This is a genomic window from Streptomyces sp. NPDC005374 (assembly GCF_042872225.1).
Classification (GTDB): Bacteria; Actinomycetota; Actinomycetes; order Streptomycetales; family Streptomycetaceae; genus Streptomyces.
The window spans coordinates 20,588-36,113 of sequence record NZ_JBIAKA010000005.1 but is presented as its reverse complement, the minus strand read 5'-3'; the positions used below and the strand labels follow the sequence as shown (position 1 = coordinate 36,113).

13 protein-coding genes are annotated in these 15,526 nt (G+C 69.7%); 7 read left to right on the top strand and 6 right to left on the bottom strand.

Annotated features, from left to right (window positions below; translation table 11 throughout):
* The first annotated feature begins 44 nt into the window (after positions 1-44).
* Positions 45-485 (top strand): hypothetical protein, encoded by a 441-nt coding sequence (locus ACFYRX_RS13880; protein WP_389099161.1) that lies wholly within the window; start codon positions 45-47, stop codon positions 483-485.
* 36 nt (positions 486-521) lie between these two features.
* Here ACFYRX_RS13880 and ACFYRX_RS13875 read toward each other — a convergent pair whose 3' ends face one another.
* A complete protein-coding gene (locus ACFYRX_RS13875; protein WP_389099159.1) occupies positions 522-3,332 on the bottom strand; it encodes a PKD domain-containing protein in 2,811 nt (936 codons plus the stop codon).
* A gap of 248 nt (positions 3,333-3,580) precedes the next feature.
* The gene (locus tag ACFYRX_RS13870; protein ID WP_389099157.1) at positions 3,581-4,012 is read right to left on the bottom strand and encodes a hypothetical protein; all 432 of its coding nucleotides are present in this window, start codon (positions 4,010-4,012) and stop codon (positions 3,581-3,583) included.
* Between the two features lie 195 nt (positions 4,013-4,207).
* Here ACFYRX_RS13870 and ACFYRX_RS13865 point away from each other — a divergent pair, with 195 nt between their 5' ends.
* Entirely contained in the window at positions 4,208-6,520 is a 2,313-nt protein-coding gene (locus tag ACFYRX_RS13865; RefSeq protein ID WP_389099155.1) for a hypothetical protein, read from the top strand.
* A 343-nt stretch (positions 6,521-6,863) separates the two neighbouring features.
* On the opposite strand, the gene ACFYRX_RS13860 is transcribed toward ACFYRX_RS13865, so the two are convergent.
* Entirely contained in the window at positions 6,864-7,154 is a 291-nt protein-coding gene (locus ACFYRX_RS13860; RefSeq protein ID WP_389099153.1) for a hypothetical protein, read from the bottom strand.
* A gap of 1,170 nt (positions 7,155-8,324) precedes the next feature.
* Between ACFYRX_RS13860 and ACFYRX_RS13855 the strand changes: the two genes are divergently transcribed.
* On the top strand, positions 8,325-8,549 hold the full coding sequence (locus tag ACFYRX_RS13855; protein WP_389099151.1) for a hypothetical protein: 225 nt from the start codon (positions 8,325-8,327) through the stop codon (positions 8,547-8,549).
* 95 nt (positions 8,550-8,644) lie between these two features.
* Here the strand turns inward: ACFYRX_RS13855 and ACFYRX_RS13850 are convergent, their stop codons facing one another.
* Positions 8,645-10,648 (bottom strand): FtsX-like permease family protein, encoded by a 2,004-nt coding sequence (locus tag ACFYRX_RS13850; RefSeq protein ID WP_389099150.1) that lies wholly within the window; start codon positions 10,646-10,648, stop codon positions 8,645-8,647.
* On the bottom strand, positions 10,645-11,403 hold the full coding sequence (locus tag ACFYRX_RS13845) for an ABC transporter ATP-binding protein (RefSeq protein ID WP_389099148.1): 759 nt from the start codon (positions 11,401-11,403) through the stop codon (positions 10,645-10,647). Before ACFYRX_RS13845 ends, ACFYRX_RS13850 begins: the two co-directional genes overlap by 4 nt.
* A 118-nt stretch (positions 11,404-11,521) precedes the next feature.
* On the opposite strand from ACFYRX_RS13845, the gene ACFYRX_RS13840 reads away from it, so the two are divergent.
* Both ACFYRX_RS13840 and ACFYRX_RS13835 read left to right on the top strand, forming a co-directional pair.
* The gene (locus tag ACFYRX_RS13840) at positions 11,522-12,775 is read left to right on the top strand and encodes a sensor histidine kinase (protein ID WP_389099147.1); all 1,254 of its coding nucleotides are present in this window, start codon (positions 11,522-11,524) and stop codon (positions 12,773-12,775) included.
* Complete coding sequence (locus ACFYRX_RS13835) at positions 12,772-13,476, top strand: response regulator (protein ID WP_389099145.1); 705 nt, start codon at positions 12,772-12,774, stop codon at positions 13,474-13,476. The genes ACFYRX_RS13840 and ACFYRX_RS13835 overlap by 4 nt, the downstream gene beginning before the upstream one ends.
* 26 nt (positions 13,477-13,502) lie before the next feature.
* Here ACFYRX_RS13835 and ACFYRX_RS13830 read toward each other — a convergent pair whose 3' ends face one another.
* Positions 13,503-13,841: a DUF4333 domain-containing protein gene (locus tag ACFYRX_RS13830; protein WP_389099143.1), complete on the bottom strand. Its 339-nt coding sequence runs from the start codon at positions 13,839-13,841 to the stop codon at positions 13,503-13,505.
* Between the two features lie 621 nt (positions 13,842-14,462).
* On the opposite strand from ACFYRX_RS13830, the gene ACFYRX_RS13825 reads away from it, so the two are divergent.
* Positions 14,463-14,909, top strand: coding sequence for a hypothetical protein (locus ACFYRX_RS13825; RefSeq protein ID WP_389099142.1), 447 nt, complete (start codon positions 14,463-14,465; stop codon positions 14,907-14,909).
* A gap of 34 nt (positions 14,910-14,943) precedes the next feature.
* On the top strand, positions 14,944-15,501 hold the full coding sequence (locus tag ACFYRX_RS13820) for a hypothetical protein (RefSeq protein WP_389099140.1): 558 nt from the start codon (positions 14,944-14,946) through the stop codon (positions 15,499-15,501).
* The last annotated feature ends 25 nt before the right edge of the window (positions 15,502-15,526 follow it).

Genomic DNA, 15,526 nt, shown 5'->3' with positions numbered 1-15,526 from the left:
AGGTGCTTGAGAGTTTGACAACCCTTCGATGATTGGCAGACGGCATGCGCCCCACGACCCCCCACGTCCGCACGCGCCGCACGGCCCGTTCCGCTTCCTTGGCCGCCCTGCTCGCCCTCACCGGTGCCACCGCCCTGGTCGCGGCGCCCACAGCGTCCGCGGCCCCCACGGCCTCACTCACCGCCGACGTACCGCTGGCCGCCCGAGGGGCCGGCAACTCCGTCGTGTACTTCGGCAGTCTCCGGATCGACGACGGCACCTCCGTCACCTGCCTGAGCGGGTGGGGCGGCAACACCTCCGGCGGCAACGGCCGGATCATATTCGCTACCGACTACAAGATCACCGCGGGCGCCACCTATGGCATCTCCGCCTGGGAGACCGGCAACTGTGACTCGCCAGGGTGGACGCAGTCCCTCGGCGGCGTGACCGTCAAGCCCACGGCCGCCGACGTCTCCAACGGTGTCTACACGGTCAGGATCCCGTAGAAGGCGCTGATCCAGGCCGGCCGGCGGTCGCTTGTCTCAGCCGTAGTAGCCCTCCAGGTCGGCGACGACGCCGACCGAGCCGAGTGCGTTGTGGATACGGATGGAGCCGTCGGCCCCGACCGGGACCACGGCGAGGACCGGACGGGTCCGACCCGCGGTGAGGTTGTCGTTCGACACGGTCGGCAGGGTCCCGTCGCCGTAGGCGGTCAGATGGGTGGCCGCGGTCGGGGCGACGCCCGTGAGGTTGACGAGTACGGCGGTGGCTCCCGCCGGAACCTTGGTGAGTTTCACCGTGAGGGTGCCGTTGGCACCCAGCGGCTTCGCGGTCGTGCCCAGGCCCGTGCGGGTGTCGAGGAAACGGGTGGGCGCGGTCGCCACGAACGGTCCGCCGGCGGGGGCTACCGAGTCGGCGTCCGTGCCCACCTGCTGGTTGGTGAACAGCCCCTGGAGGTCGGCGATCAGTTGAACGTGCCCGGCGCTGTTGTAGATGTGCACCTTGCCGGCGCTCACACAAGGGACGACGAGGTTGGAAGCGGTCTGTCCGGCCCGGTAGTTGAGGGTGGACGTGGTCGGCGAGACGGGGCCGCCGCACTCCACGATGACGTAACCGCTGCTGGTGCCCCCGGTCACGGTGACGTTGAGGACCGCGCCGACGGTCGCCCAGCCGCGTGCGTACTTCGGCAGGGTGAGGGTCGTGGTGCTGCGCGGCCCGACCGCGCCCTTGGCGGCGCCGGTGCCGTCGCGGGTGTCCAGGACCCGGGTCGGGGGCATCGGGGCCAGGCCCGACACGGACAGGTCGCCGTCGTCGGCCCTGGTGGTGTAGTAGCCCTCCAGGTCCGCGACGAGGTTCACCTTGCCGTGCGCGTTGTACAGGTCGACGTAGCCGTCGGCGCCCACGCGGACGGTGACCAGGTTCGGATTGTCCTGTCCGGTGCCGAAGTTGAGGTTCGAGGCGCTCGGACGGGCGGTGCCGTCCGGGTAGACCGACACATAACTGGACGCCGTCGCGCCCGTGTCGGTGACGTTGAGGGTCACCGCCGTCACTCCGGACGCCGGGACGTAACCCACACCGAGGACCTTCAGCCGGACGACACCGCCGGCACCGACGGGCCGCTTCGGCGCACCTGTTCCGTACCGGGTGTCCAGCATCCGCACGGGACCGGCGACGACGAAGGCCGCGCCGACCGTGGCCGCGGCGGTCGCGGTGGCGGTCCGTCCGTCGGAGTCGGTGACCGTCTGTGTGACGGTGTACGTGCCGGGCGCCTTGTAGGTGTGCTGCAGCCAGCCGTCGCGGGAGGTGACGGAGACCGCCGCCGAGCCGTCGCCGAAGGTGATCCGGTCACTGGTGACCGGATAGGGGTCGAAGCCGGTGTCGTACGTGCACTGGGCGGTGTCCGGCTGCGAGGGACCGGCCGCGCCGCAGCCGATCGTCGGGGTGAGATCCGGCACCGGTTCGACCTGTACCAAGGTGGAGGCCGCACCGACCCGTGTGCCGTCGGCCCTGTTCACCACCACCGTGGCCTCGATGCCGGTGCCCGACGTGGTCTGCGTGTAGGTGTGGGTGGCCGAGCCGGTGGTGGAGGTGACGGTCGTACCGTCAGCGAAGTCGAAGGTGTACGTGAGACCGTCGAGGGAGTCCGACCACGGGTTGCCGAGCTGTGCGGTGGCGGTGCGCGGGACGCCGACGTATGCGGCGGTCACCGTGAGCCCCTTCACCGTGAACGGGTCCTGGAACTCCGTGGCGCCCCGGTCGGCGTGGCCGGTGCCGGTGTCGGCGACGAGCGGGTCGTCGACCCGGGGGCGTCCGTCGACGTCCGTGGACAGCTCGCCGGGGGCGTCGGAGTCGGCCGAGTCGATGAGCGGTGAGTGCTCCGTGGGCAGTCCGCCCGCGGGGATCGTCAGATCCGTCTGGTCCAGGTCGTGGGCGCCCTGGCCGGTGCCCGCCCGGAAGGCCTGCGCGGTGGCGTAGGCGGTGCCGGCCCAGCTGTAGTCCGTCCCGGTCGACGGCGGGTTGAGCGCGTTGTAGTCCGCGCTGACCTGGGGGGCGGAGGTGGCGTCCACCGTGAGCTCGGCCGTGTCGGCGGAGCAGGTTGTCGTGCCGTAGCGCAGGGCGACCGTGTTCTCCACCGACCCGGAAGTGCCGTCGGTCAGACTGATCGCGCCGCAGACCGTCCAGAACGTGTCGCCCGCGAAGTCGATGCCGCTGGTGCCCACGGCTGAGACTCCGCCGCCCTCGAAGGTGTCGCCGGCGAGGGTGATGTTCCGTGCCCCGGCGGCGCTGGTGACGTCCGGTCCGGAAAGAGTGTCGACGTCGAGGCGGGTGAGGGAGATGTCGGAGGAGGATCCGTCGACCGCGATCACCCCGGCGGTGCGGTCGACGATGGTGATCTGGGCGGAGGCGGCGCTGAAGCCGATGTGCTGCGAGCCCTCGACGACCAGGGCGCTCGCCCCGGCGGCCCGGGCACGGATCCCGGTCATGTCGACGTACCGGGCACCGGAGAAGGTGATCCCCACGGCCGGGCGCGGACCCTCGACGGTGACGGGCGAACCGTCGCCGGTCGCCGCGGCGGAGAAGGTGATGGGTGCGTCGGCGGTGCCCGCGGACCTGATGGTCACAGGCGCGTAGAACGTGCTGTTGCCCGCGATGCGTACGGCGTCCCCCGCCACCGCGGCGTCCGCGGCCGGCTGGATCTGGCAGAAGGGCTCAGCCGCCGAACCGGGACCGGTGTCGTCACAGCCGGCGGCTTCGTCGTTGACGTAGAACGTCGTACCGGTGACGGTGTCCGCGTGAGCGGCACCGACGCCGAGGCAGCCGACGAACAGGGCCATGAGAGCGGCGGACGCCACCCCTGATTGTCTCCAGCCCTTGAACGAACCCATGGTTACGTCCCCCTCCGGACCCTCACTGCAACTGGCGGGAGCGTAGATCAGGCCAGGGACGGCAGATGCCGGTGAGGGGCTTGTTTTCCTCCCCACCTCGAAAGTTTGCTCGGAATTTGACGGGAGTGGGAATCATGCAGACCGGCACATCAGCAGGCTTTGAAGATTGCGCTTCGCTGAGGGGAGACGTGCCTCTCCGGGCAGGGACCTCAGCCCTACGGCTCCTGCTCGGCTTGCCGCGCTGCCTCGATGAACGAATCGACCGAGGCCAGGTAGGCGTTGACGGCTGCGCAGAAGGCATCGGCCCCGCTGATCTCCTCCTCGACGGCGATGAGGCGGGTGTACGCCACGGTGGAGGCCGCATGGACGGCTCTTGCCGCGTCTATCGGCCCTGGGCGGCATTCCAGCGACACGACAGCCAGGGAACACATGAAGGGCCCGTAGGCGTCGCGCAGTTGATCTCGAAGTGCCGTGAGGGAGGCCTGGCGCGCCTCTTGGTTCCGCACCTTCAAGTACCTGTTGTCGCCGGGCGACACCGGTTCGACACCGAGCGGCTTGTCGCCGACGATCCCGTAGGCGGCTTGGTAGGCCAGTGCGCCTGTGTCGAAGGTACGGGGCACGGCGGACAGTTCGTCGCGGTCGTACACGTCCGCCTTGCCGCGCCCGTCGTGACCGACCGTCTGCGGGAACGCTGCTCCGGGCGACGGTTGCGCACAGCCTGGCCGGAAGCCCCGCGATGGTGCGTCGGTCCCTTCGGTCCGCCGGGGAACCCACCGGGGGGCGCCCGATCTTCGCGTGCTAGGTTGCGCCCCTTGATCGTGCAGGTTATGTGGGGGCATGTCATGAAGCTGGCGCGTTTCTCGCCGCCGACCGCCGCAGCGCTGTTCCTGGGACTGACGATTGCCATCGGTCCAGGCGCGGTCGACTCGTACGCGGCGTCGGATGTGCCACTGCCGATCGCGCACTTCGCGCACATGGTGGTGGATGCTCCGCACGGACACCTGTTCATCAGCGGCGGTTCCGGCACCGACGGCATTCTCGTCACCGACCTCGACGGCGGGAACCCGACGATGATCAGTGGCGAGCCGGGTGTCACCGGTCTTGCCCTCTCCGACGACGGATCCGCCCTGTACGCGGCACTTCCGGTCCAGGACACGATCGCGGCGATCAGCACGGCCAACCTCACGGAGTCTGCTCGTTACGGCACGGGCACGGCCACCCATCCGGACTCGCTGGCCGTCGCCGGGGGCACCCTCTGGTTCGGGTACGGCACGGCGGGCGTAGGCGGCATCGGATCCGTCGACGGGGCCGGCAAGGTCACTCTGCGGCAGGATTCCGGCAGTTGGGCGGCACCGCCCATGCTGGCGACGACCCCGACGCCCTCCGGTGTACTCGCGGCCGCCGCGCAGACGGGCGACACCTCCGCCTTCGTGACGTACCGGGCCGAGGGCGGTGCGCTGACCCGGCAGGCCGCGAAGGCGCTGCCCGTCCCCGACCTGAGCGACTTCGCGGTCACGGCGGACGGGCAGCACTTGGCGGTCTCGTCCTGGAAGAGCGCGAGCGACGATCGGTACCGCACCTCGGATCTGGCGGTGGACGGGCGATTTGCCATGCCTGTGGCCGCCAAAGCCGTCGCCGTAGCCGCGGACGGCACCCTGGCCGGCTGCGGCTGCAACGGCTACGCGTTCGAGGCGTTTCCGGAAACGGGCGAGGGCTTCTACAGCGAGTACGGGTTCGAGACGCCGGTACGCCTCGCCGCACACGGCCTTGCCTGGGCACCGGACGGAAGCGCGCTCTACGCCGTGGGCGTGGACGCCGCCGGGGGAACACCGACGCTCCAGACAGCTCGTAACCCGGAAACCGCGCGGGTCAGGCTCCTCGGACGCTCCAACACGACTCCGCTCGCCCCCGGCGAGGCCTATTCCTTCCAAGCAGGCTTCGACTCGGCCCTCAGTCTCAACGGCGGAGTCTCCATGATCCCGGGCACCGTCCGGATCACGCGCTACGAGGACGTCGATCCGGACGGCGTGCTCATCCCGGACCCGACAACCACCCCGGCACGCGTGCCGGTCGACTTCTTCGGCTCCTACTACGTCGCTGGCACCGCTCCCCTCACCGGCCCGTTGAGCTTCCGCGTCGACTACTCCGGAAGCGGCCACTACGCCCCGGCCGGCCAGACCTTCGACATCCCCGTCGCGAAGTACGCGCCCACCATGGCGCTGACGGCTCCCTCCTCCGGCGACCGTGCCGCACCGATGACCGTCACCGGGCAACTCACCTGGCCGCATGCGCATGTGACGACCGGGGCGGTCCACGTCGTCAAGACCGACTTGGCGCACCCCTCCGGCTACTCGGTGGGCACCGTGCCCGTCGCCGCCGACGGCCGCTTCGCCTTCCACGACACCCCGCAGGTCGGCGGCGCGAACACCTACGCCTTCACCTACGACGGCGGCACGTCCTACCTCCCGGTCACGGCGTCGGCGAAGGTACAGGTGTCCCGAGCCACTCCGAGCCTGAAGGTGGCGACCGACGCGAAGTCGTACCACTCCGGCGCGAAGGTCAAGGTCACCGCGCATCTGGGGACGACGTACAACTCACGTCTCGTGACGCTGTACGACCAGCCTGCGGGTAAGTCGCGGACCCAGCTCAAGACCGGCAAGGTCGACGCGCACGGGAACCTCGTCGCGTACTACAAGGTCAGCCGCAACACCGTCTTCAGCGCGGCCTTCGCCGGTGACTACCGCTACGAGCCGCGCACGGCGACCACCAGTGCGATCCTCACGCCGACGACCCGGACGCAGATGCAGTGGCCGACGGAGACCACCCGCATCGGATCCACCACCTACCAGGTCTTCTACAAGTCCGAAGTCACCCTGGGGTTCAACGTCCAGGTCACCCCCCATCAGTCCGGCGGCTGCACGTCGGTGTACCTCGAGCACTACTCCTCGGGAGCCTGGCACCAGGTGACGTCCCAGAGTTGCGTGCCCTTGTATTCCGACGGCTGGTACGGCTACGGCCGGGCGCTGAAGCTCTTCGTGAGCAAGGACCACTACCGCATCCGGGCTCACTACACGCCGCCGACCAGGGGCGCGCAGACCGGTAGCGTATGGAGCCCGTGGACCTACCTGACGGTCCGCCCCGGGAGCCCCTCGTGAACCCCAACGGCTCGGGCCCGTCCAGCACCCGCAATTGAGCCGAAGCGAATCCGCACGGGTTGCTTGCGTTCCTGGACCGGTGGTGCGCGGTCGTTGTCGCAGTGCCTCGCACACTCGGCGCGGCAGCTGGATGGGCCGCGCCCGGGTCGGGTGACGAGAATCGAACTCGCACTCTCAGCTGGGGAAGCTGCGGGCGTTTGGGGCTGGATAAGCCTCTGACCAGCGTGAACGTCCGATTTGCCCAAGGTTCGAGATACGGCTCGTTCCCCGTGGCTCCCCGCTCGATCTGGTGCGGTTGTGGTGCGCTGGTGTCCCAGCGCAATGAGCGGGGCCGCCTGAAGATTTAGCCGATGAGCTCGTGAACGGCCGCCACGAGGTTGAACACCGCAGGCAAGACAAAGATGCCGCCGACGCCCATCCACACGCACCCGGCGGTTCGATGGCCTCTGCTCGGCGGCGGAGGTTCGATCAGCCTGTTGCCTGCTCTCATCGTCTCGTTCGGAGCGACCAGGCTGCGCCCAGTGCGGCGTTGCCTCCGCCCCAGCCATATGAAGACGACCGCTGCCATCGCGGTAAAGGCGGCCAGCTTGAGATGCTCGCTTGGTGAATCGGCGCCGGCAAGCGTCACGGCCATGTACGACACAAGACTTCTCTCCCCCAGTGGATCACGCTGGGTGGATCACCTCACGACGCTGTCATCATGTCAAGCGGGTTGGGTACGCGTACGTTGTCCTCCACACGCTTTCCAACTGTGGGGGTGTCTGGTGAGGCCGCGTCCAGGAGCGTTCACCTGCGTTCATTGGCGGTTGGTCACCGGCGCCTGGAACGCTGCGGGTCTCGTCTGAACGGCCGTGACCGGTGCTGAATGAGACGCAAACTGAGACGGCCGTCCGTGGTCCTAGAACTGACCTCGCCACCATGGCACGTCCAGGCTGTCAGCCGGGATCACCTTGGCTCTAGCCAGGATCTTCCTGTCGAGGGCCCATACGATGGCGCGTAGCTCACGCGCGCTCTTCCTCGGCAGGGCGTGAAGTACGGCTTCGAGGTGGCCGCGGAAGTCGATGCCGTAACACCCGCACTCAAGGATGCCGCAGTCAGGACCTACCAGTGGGTCCGCAAGTTGTCTGAGAGGGCCGTGGGCCAGGGCCTTCCAGTGCCAGAACGCTTCTTCCGTGGCTTCGGGCCAGAAACGGGTCCGCTCAAGCCGCCGTATGTCAGCGGTGCAAGATCCGGACAGGCGATCGATGAACGGGTACCGTCGCTGCCTCGGCCGGCGGGTAGGAAGGTCACCCCGCAGGTCTGACGGGCGCCTACGCGGCATCGCCCCTTCGGTTGTCGGTCATGGGGGCAAAGTACAGAACGACATGCTCGGTGGCCACCGCGTATCCGGTGATTGAAGCTCTCAGCTTGGGAAGCGACGGCGCTTGGTCGGCCGTATGGACGCCGGCCTGCGTGGATGCCGTCTCGGTGTGGCAGCTGTCCGGCCTGATGGCACCGCTGTCGACCGTGGTTGACCGGTCGTAAGGGCACGCTATGGGCACGCAGCCCGATCGGAGTCACCGATAGTCCCTCCCGGCGTCTGACGAGCAGCGGAGCCTTGGGAGCGGTGGCGGCCGGAGATACGCCATTGCAGGCGCACACAGAGGAGGGTTCGGCGACGGTCGAACCACTCGAGGAGCGAGGGGACGGGGAGGTTTCCACAACGCGAGGCTGCTCGGGTTGGACGCTGCCGAGGCGGTAGGGCTGAGCGACTCCAGGAGACAGGGGCGACGAGGAGACGTTCGTCATCGGGGAGTGCGAAGCCATGAAGTCGGCGTTGCTCCTTGCGCACGAGAAAACGCTCGCCGTGGAAGGCCTTCCGGAACACCCGCCGACGGATCAGCGCGACCACCGGTCCGAGGGGCAGCAGCCCCAGCGCGTCGCGGCCCAGCGCGGCGCGGTCGCGGAGAACGCGCCGACCGGCACCGGCACGGCGGAGATGGAGACGGCATCAAGCCTGGTGCGCACGGTTGGGGGAGCCCTCTCGTGATCAGGGGTTCAACACCTGCCTATGGCAGGTGGATCGGTCTGGTTTCAGCCCGTCAAGATCGATCAGCAAGGCCAAGGTCGGTGACACAGTCCCGGCTAGTCCGGGCGCGGGCCCGCTTCTCGCGTGACCGTGCGCAGCAGCGGGCGGCTCGCCGCGCTCGCGCCGGCCAGGCCCGCGAAGCCCAGCGCCAGGCAGCCGGCGAGGAGCGCGGGGCCGGGGCCGTCGAACCGCGGGGCGCCCCCGGCGAGCGTCAGCGGCGCCGCGCAGAACAGCCCCGTGAGCACCGCGCCGCCCGCGAGTACGGCGGCAGGCAGCACCGACTCCGTACGCCTGGCCGCGTCCAGGACCCGCAGCGGGGTGCCCGCGAGGTGCAGCAGGCCGTACGTGCGGCGGCGGTCCAGGACGGACGAGGCGGCGGTGATGCCCGTAGCGGCGATGGCGATGGCGAAGCTCGCGCCGAGCACGGCCAGCGTCACGAGGTGGAAGTCGCGGTCGAACTGCCGCGACTGCCAGGCGACATCGGGGCCCGTGACCGGGTACTGACCGGGCACGAGACCGGTGAGCACACCACGCGCCGCGTCCAGTCGGCCCGGGTCCGCGACGGTCGCGGTCACCTGGCGCTCGCCACCGCCGCCCACGCCGGTGGCGACCCAGTCGTCGTCCGCGCCGACTGTGGCATGGATACCCGCGCGTTCCAGGCGTACGGCTGCCTCGTGCCGTACGGCGGTGACGCGCTCCTTCGGTACGGACAGCGCGAGTTGGTCCGTGCTGCCCCACGGCGAGTCGCCACCGAGGCTGAACAGCGCGAAGAAACCGGCCACGAAGGCCGCCAGCGTCAGCGCCGACACCGCACGCCACACGGACTTGGGGTCGTCGAGCAGGCGGCGCCCCGCAAGGAGCGTCGCCGGTCGCCGCGCCGACCGGGTGACGAGAGTGCCGAGTACGCCGACCACCCAGGGGCCGATGACGGACAGTGCGGCGAAGACGGCGGCGCAGCAGTACACCACCGCGTCGATGTCCATCGCCTTGCCCTTGGACAGTTGCCAGTAGCCGAGCAGCACGGCGACGAACAGCAGTACGCGTACGGCGTTCATACGGGGAGTGCGGGAGCGGCGTACGACTCCGAGCGGACCCACGACCACCTGCCGAAGTCCTGCCAGCGCGCCGGCCGCCACCATCAGCACCACGCCGGCGAGTGCGGCGAGCAGGACTCCCGTACCGACCCAGAGGTCGGAGACATACCAACTGCCGCCTGCCAGGGGGACCTTGGCTACGAGCGGCAGCAGAACCGCATAGCCCAGCGCGCCCGCGACGGCCCCCGCCGTACCGGTCAGCGCAGCCTCGGCCACCGCGATCCCCGCGATCCGGCCCGGCGCCGCACCCAGCAGCCGCAGCGTCGCCAGCCGTGTGTCGCGACGTGAGACGGACAGCCGGGCCGAGGAGGCGCCGAGCATGAGCAGCGGCACGATCAGCAGTACCGTGGCGATCTTCACCAGGGCCTGGTACTGCGCACCGAGGCCGTCCGCAGCGCGCTTGCCCGCGAAGTCCGCGACGGGTGTGGGAGTGACGATGTCCCCCGGACGGCGCGGGTCGGTGCCGCGCTTCACCGTCATCGCCGGGTCGCCGACGCGGTGCCCGACGACGGCCACCTTCTCGCCGGGCCTGACCAGCGCGGCGCGGCCGAGCGTGCCGGTGGTGTTCCCGCTGCCGGGCAGCTTGCCGAGCGCGGGCGACGTCCACACCTCGTCCGGCCCGGGGAAGCGCGGCATACCGGGCGGCGCGGGCGCCTCGCCGCTCCGGCCCGGCAACGCCGCGACGTCGACGACGGTCACGGGCTCGCCGTCGATGAAGGTGGTGCCCACCGCCTCGACGGCCACCGCGCGCGAGAGCCCGGCCTTGACGGGGGTACGCCAGTCGGCGTGCGCGGCGCGTGAGCCGAAGCCGAGGTTGGCGCCGACGCACAGGAGCAGCAGCGTGGTGCAGATCGCCGCGGCGGCGACCGACAGTCCGGCGCCGAGACGGCCGTGCCTGCCGCCGCCGCGCAGCAACCGCCAGGTCAGTGTCCAGGTGGTGCGGTCCAGGGTCCTCGCAGCCCTCATCGCACAACTCCGCCGGTCACGCCGGCCGTTACGCCAGTCGTTACGCCGGTCCAGGACGGGCCCGCGTCCGTGTCCCGTACGATCCGCCCGTCCCGCACCTGCACCGTACGGTCGCACCAGCGGGCCACCGACCGGTCGTGGGTGACCACGACCAACGCCGTGTTCTGCGTCCTGGTGACCTCCGTCAGCATGCGGATCACGTCCTGCCCGGTGGTCTGGTCGAGCGCGCCCGTCGGCTCGTCGGCGAAGACGACCTGGGCACCCGCGACCAACGCCCTTGCGAGCGCCACCCGTTGTGCCTGCCCGCCCGACAGCTGCCCGGGACGGCTGTCCTCCTTGCCCTCCAGCCCCAGCCGCGCGAACCACGGACGCGCGCGCCGCTCCGCCTCGCGGCGCGAGGTACCGCCGAGCATCAGCGGGAGCGCCACGTTCTCCACGGCCGGCAGTTCGGGCAGCAACTGCCCGAACTGGAAGACGAACCCGAAGCGGGTACGGCGCAGCTCGCTGCGGTGCGGCTCGCGCAACTGGTCGATGCGCTCGCCGTTCAGCAGCACTTGGCCGCCGTCCGGGCGCTCGATGTTCGCGAGGCAGTGCAGCAACGTCGACTTGCCGGACCCGGAGGGGCCCATCACGGCCAGCGACTCGCCCGCCTGCACGGCGATGTCCACGCCGTCGAGCGCGCGGGTGGATCCGTACGACTTGGACAGTCCGATGCCGCTCAACACGGCCGGCGGCCAGGAGGTGTTGTGTGTCATGTGCTCCAACATCCGCCTCTGCGACGTCCCTTCGCCTCAGCCGGCCGACCGGTGGGGAGCCGCCGCGTCGTCCTTTCGGCCGAGGCCGCACGGCGGGGCCGCCCCTACGCTGCGAGATGTGCCAGACGCGAGAGACACAGACGACCACACCCGGAACTCCCCGCTGTCCCACCGCACCGCCCTCACCGCACTGGGGGTGATCATGGCGCTGTTGTGGGTGGTCGACGTGGCCGGCGTCGCGTCCGACGCCGGACTCGAAGGCGGCAGCGCATGGTGGAGGCCGGCCCCGGGCCTCGTGGCGGCCGTCGCGCTGCTGCTGCCCGCCAGACGCCTCACGCCGGCCTGGGGCGCGGGTGCCGCGGTGCTCTTCTCCTGGACGGTGACGCTGGTCCTCTTCACGTCCGTGAAGCCGTCGACGATCGCAGACTGGGGCTTGCTGGAGACGCTGTGCCTGCTGCTCCTGCTGGTACGCACCGCGAGGGAAGTACCGCAGCCCTGGCTGGCCGCCACGCTGGGCACCGCACTCGCCTCCGCCGTGATCGCGGCACCGATGCGGCTGCACGACAGCGGCAACGTCTACTTCTCCTTCCTCCTGATCTTCTTCACGGGCGGTGCCGTGGGGATCGGCTCCTACCTCCGCACCCTCGACGACCGCAGAAGCCGCGCCGTCACCGAAACGCGCCAGAACGAACGCCTCGAACTCGCCCGGGAACTCCACGACTTCGTCGCCCACCACGTCACGGGCATAGTCGTCCAGGCCCAGGCGGCCCAAGCGATCCGCGAGATCGCGCCCGAGCAGGTGGATCCGCTGCTGCGCGGCATCGAAAAGGCCGGGGGCGAGACCCTGCAGTCGATGCGCAAGCTGGTGCGTGTGCTGCGCGACGACGCCACACGGGCGGTGCGGCCGGGGGAGCTGTACGCCGAACTGGGCGAACTGGTCGCCACGTTCTCCGAACGCGACGTCCCCGCCACCCTCCAGGTCGCGGCCGAGGCCCGGCATGAGCGGCCGGCCCCCGAGGTGGAGACCTCGGTGCGGAACGTCGTGCGCGAGGCGCTGACGAACGTACGCCGCCACGCGCCGGGATCACCGTCCGTCTCCATACGGGTCGCACTGTCGGACGACGGCGGCGGCGATGCCGACGGCACGGCTGCCCGGCGGCTTCGGGTCGAGGTGCACAACGCACCACCGCCCCGGCCGGCGACACCGAACGCCGAACCTCTCGGCGGGCGCGGCGGCCTCGGCCTCATCGGGCTGACCGAACGTGCCGAGGCGGTCGGCGGCACGCTCCACGCGAGCCGGGCGGAGGACGGCGGCTGGAGGCTGACGGCGGAGTTCCCGGTACGCGGGGCTGTGGCAGGATCCCCCGCATGACCAACGCTGGCGGATCAAGCGCGTCGGGCGGATCAGGCGGATCGGCGGTCCGGGTCCTGATCGCCGACGACCAGGAAATGGTGCGTACGGGCTTCCGGTTGATCCTCCAGACCCAGCCCGGTATCGAGGTCGTGGGCGAGGCGGCCGACGGCGCGGAGTGCGTGGACATGGCCAGGAGGCTGCGCCCCGACGTGTGCCTGGTCGACATTCGGATGCCGAAACTCGACGGGCTGGAAGTGACCCGGCTGCTCGCGGGCCCGAAGGCCGTCGATCCGCTGCGCGTGGTGGTCGTGACCACCTTCGACCAGGACGACTACGTGTACGGGGCGTTGAGCAACGGTGCCTGCGGGTTCCTGCTGAAGGACGCGGGCCCCGGACTGCTGGTGGAGGCCGTACGCGCGGCGGCGCGCGGCGACGCGCTGATCTCGCCCTCCGTGACCGTACGGCTCCTGAAGCGGATCGGCGAACAGCGGCCCTCTGCCGGCGACGAGGTGTCTTCCGGTCCGTTGACGGAACGGGAGTTGGATGTGACCCGGCTGGTCGCCGACGGGCGGACCAATCAGGAGATCTGCGCCGAGCTGTGCGTCTCGCTCTCCACCGTCAAGTCCCATCTGACGAACATCCAGGTCAAGTTGGGGCTGCGGAACCGTGTGGAGATCGCCGCCTGGGCATGGCGCTGCGGCGTGGTCGGCGACCGCTGAACCCGTCGCCGTACCACGCCGTCGCCCTACTTCGACAGGCCGTAGTCGAAGCTCACCCGGTCGCCGTTCACCCCGGTCACGGAGATCAGCATCGTCTTCTTCTCGCCCTTGAAGACGGCGGTGCACTTCACGGTGTAGTCCATCTTCGCGTGCAGCCCGCTCGGGCAGCTCACGGACTGCGGGCCGTCCTGGACGAAGGGGATGGCGTAGTTCTCCTTGGCCAGCTTCTCGACCTCCGTGCGCGAAACCGTGTGATCCGCTCCGCCCGCGGTGGCGACCGACGAGTTGTCGAAGACGTTCCACGCCGTCACCACACCTGCCGCCAGCACGGCGGCCGCGGCCAGGGCTATGACGATGCGCTTCATGGGGTGCTCCTTCGATTCCCGCGACGGCCGGACCCTACCGGCTGCTCTCCACAGAGCTTCCTCTCCCCGCCCGCTCAACTGCCTCGGCACAACGGCCGGTAGTGCCACTCGAGCCCCGGCCGAAAGGACGACGGCCGCATCGGCGAGGGCGAGGTCAGTCGCGGCCGTCACCGAAGCGCGAGTCCGGGGCGCTCCACCCGTGTTCGAGGAGGTCGAAGGCGACGTCGACGGCTCGCCCGTCACTGCGTGGGCACGGTCCGCCAAAGGAGGGCACCAGACGCCACTCGGGAGAGGCCGCGGTGCCCGGGCATCGGTTGTGTTCCTGCTCGGATACGGCCGGACAGACAGCGAGGCCATGGCGCAGCAACTGGGGCCACTGGAGCGGATCAGGGACCGGTGGGTGATCGGGAACCCGGCGAGCAGGGAAGGCCCGCAAGCGTCCGGGACCGGTCCCGGACGCTCCTCCTAGCATCGGACATCAGCTGCGGGCAGCACCCACGGCCGGCCTCCACCGGAGTCAAGTGCCTCGCGTACAACCAACGATTCGGATCCGGTACGCGCAAGCCCGGTCGTCATTACAGATGCAGTGTGTGCCGGAGACACCTGTGAAGGGGTATGACCATGGGGCAGGTACGCGAGGGTGCACGGTTGTCGGCTTGGACCGTCAGCGGGGTCATCGGCCTGTCGGTGTTGTACGTGATCGGGGTGTTCGTCTTCGGCGGCGCGGAGTGGATCACCGCCCCGTTCCGCGGTGAGGCGGACAAGCGCGAGAACTCCGTCGGCTCGGGCGAGTTCCGTCAGACCACGTACGAGGAGTTCTTCGATCTGTGCGAGGCCGTGCAGAACGCCGAAGGGACTGTCCAGGCGCTCCGGGAGGAGCGGGAGGTCGCTTCGGAGACTCGTACGACGCAGATCGACCAGTCGATCACCGCGCTGAAGGCCACGCGGATCGAGTCGGTCAATACCTACAACTCGAAGGCCGCCCAGGAGCACCGCGCACCCTTCCGCGACAAGGATCTGCCGTACCGGCTGGATGCCGGCGCCGAGCGCACGACGTGCACCAACTGATCCCCATCTCATCCCGGGAAGAGGGCGGCACCGCATGAAGAAGTTCGCACGCATGGCCCTGGCCACCGTTGTCGCGCTCGTTGTGGGCCTTGCCCTGACGTCCTGCACCAGCGACTCCAGCCAGGACAAGGAGAACAAGGCCAAGCAGGACAACTACGACCGTCTCGTGGCCCAGCAGCCGGCGGGCCGCATGGAGTACTCGCCGACCCGCGAAGCGATCAACCAGTGGATCAGGACGTGGGGGAAGCGGGGCAAACTCTCGTACGTCTACATCCAGAACGCCAGTGGCGAGTACGGGTACTTCATCATGAAGGGCCTGCCGGTGCCGCGCTGCAAGATGCTCACTCCGACGGAGAGGGTGGAGTCCTCCTCCAACGGCGTCGCAGTCCTCGCGCAGCCCGGCATGGACGGCACGTATTCGTCGGGTTCCACCTGCAACGCCTACTACGGTTTCGATGCCACGACGGGCGTGTACATGGAGTTCACGGTCGGCACGAACCAGTCGTTCTTCCTGTTCGACAAGCCCATGACGATGCCGGAGTACGCCAGTGCCAAGCAATTGGGGCCGACCTCGGTGAAGGATGTCGGGTAGAAACCTCGGGCAGTCGGGGGCCGGT

Coding starts and splice junctions, on each gene's coding strand:
- ACFYRX_RS13830 (WP_389099143.1), bottom strand. CDS start 13,841: ATGAAGCGCATCGTCATAGCCCTGGCCGCGGCCGCCGTGCTGGCGGCA.
- ACFYRX_RS13855 (WP_389099151.1), top strand. CDS start 8,325: ATGAAGTCGGCGTTGCTCCTTGCGCACGAGAAAACGCTCGCCGTGGAA.
- ACFYRX_RS13880 (WP_389099161.1), top strand. CDS start 45: ATGCGCCCCACGACCCCCCACGTCCGCACGCGCCGCACGGCCCGTTCC.
- ACFYRX_RS13820 (WP_389099140.1), top strand. CDS start 14,944: ATGAAGAAGTTCGCACGCATGGCCCTGGCCACCGTTGTCGCGCTCGTT.
- ACFYRX_RS13865 (WP_389099155.1), top strand. CDS start 4,208: ATGAAGCTGGCGCGTTTCTCGCCGCCGACCGCCGCAGCGCTGTTCCTG.
- ACFYRX_RS13825 (WP_389099142.1), top strand. CDS start 14,463: ATGGGGCAGGTACGCGAGGGTGCACGGTTGTCGGCTTGGACCGTCAGC.
- ACFYRX_RS13845 (WP_389099148.1), bottom strand. CDS start 11,403: ATGACACACAACACCTCCTGGCCGCCGGCCGTGTTGAGCGGCATCGGA.
- ACFYRX_RS13860 (WP_389099153.1), bottom strand. CDS start 7,154: ATGGCCGTGACGCTTGCCGGCGCCGATTCACCAAGCGAGCATCTCAAG.
- ACFYRX_RS13835 (WP_389099145.1), top strand. CDS start 12,772: ATGACCAACGCTGGCGGATCAAGCGCGTCGGGCGGATCAGGCGGATCG.
- ACFYRX_RS13850 (WP_389099150.1), bottom strand. CDS start 10,648: ATGAGGGCTGCGAGGACCCTGGACCGCACCACCTGGACACTGACCTGG.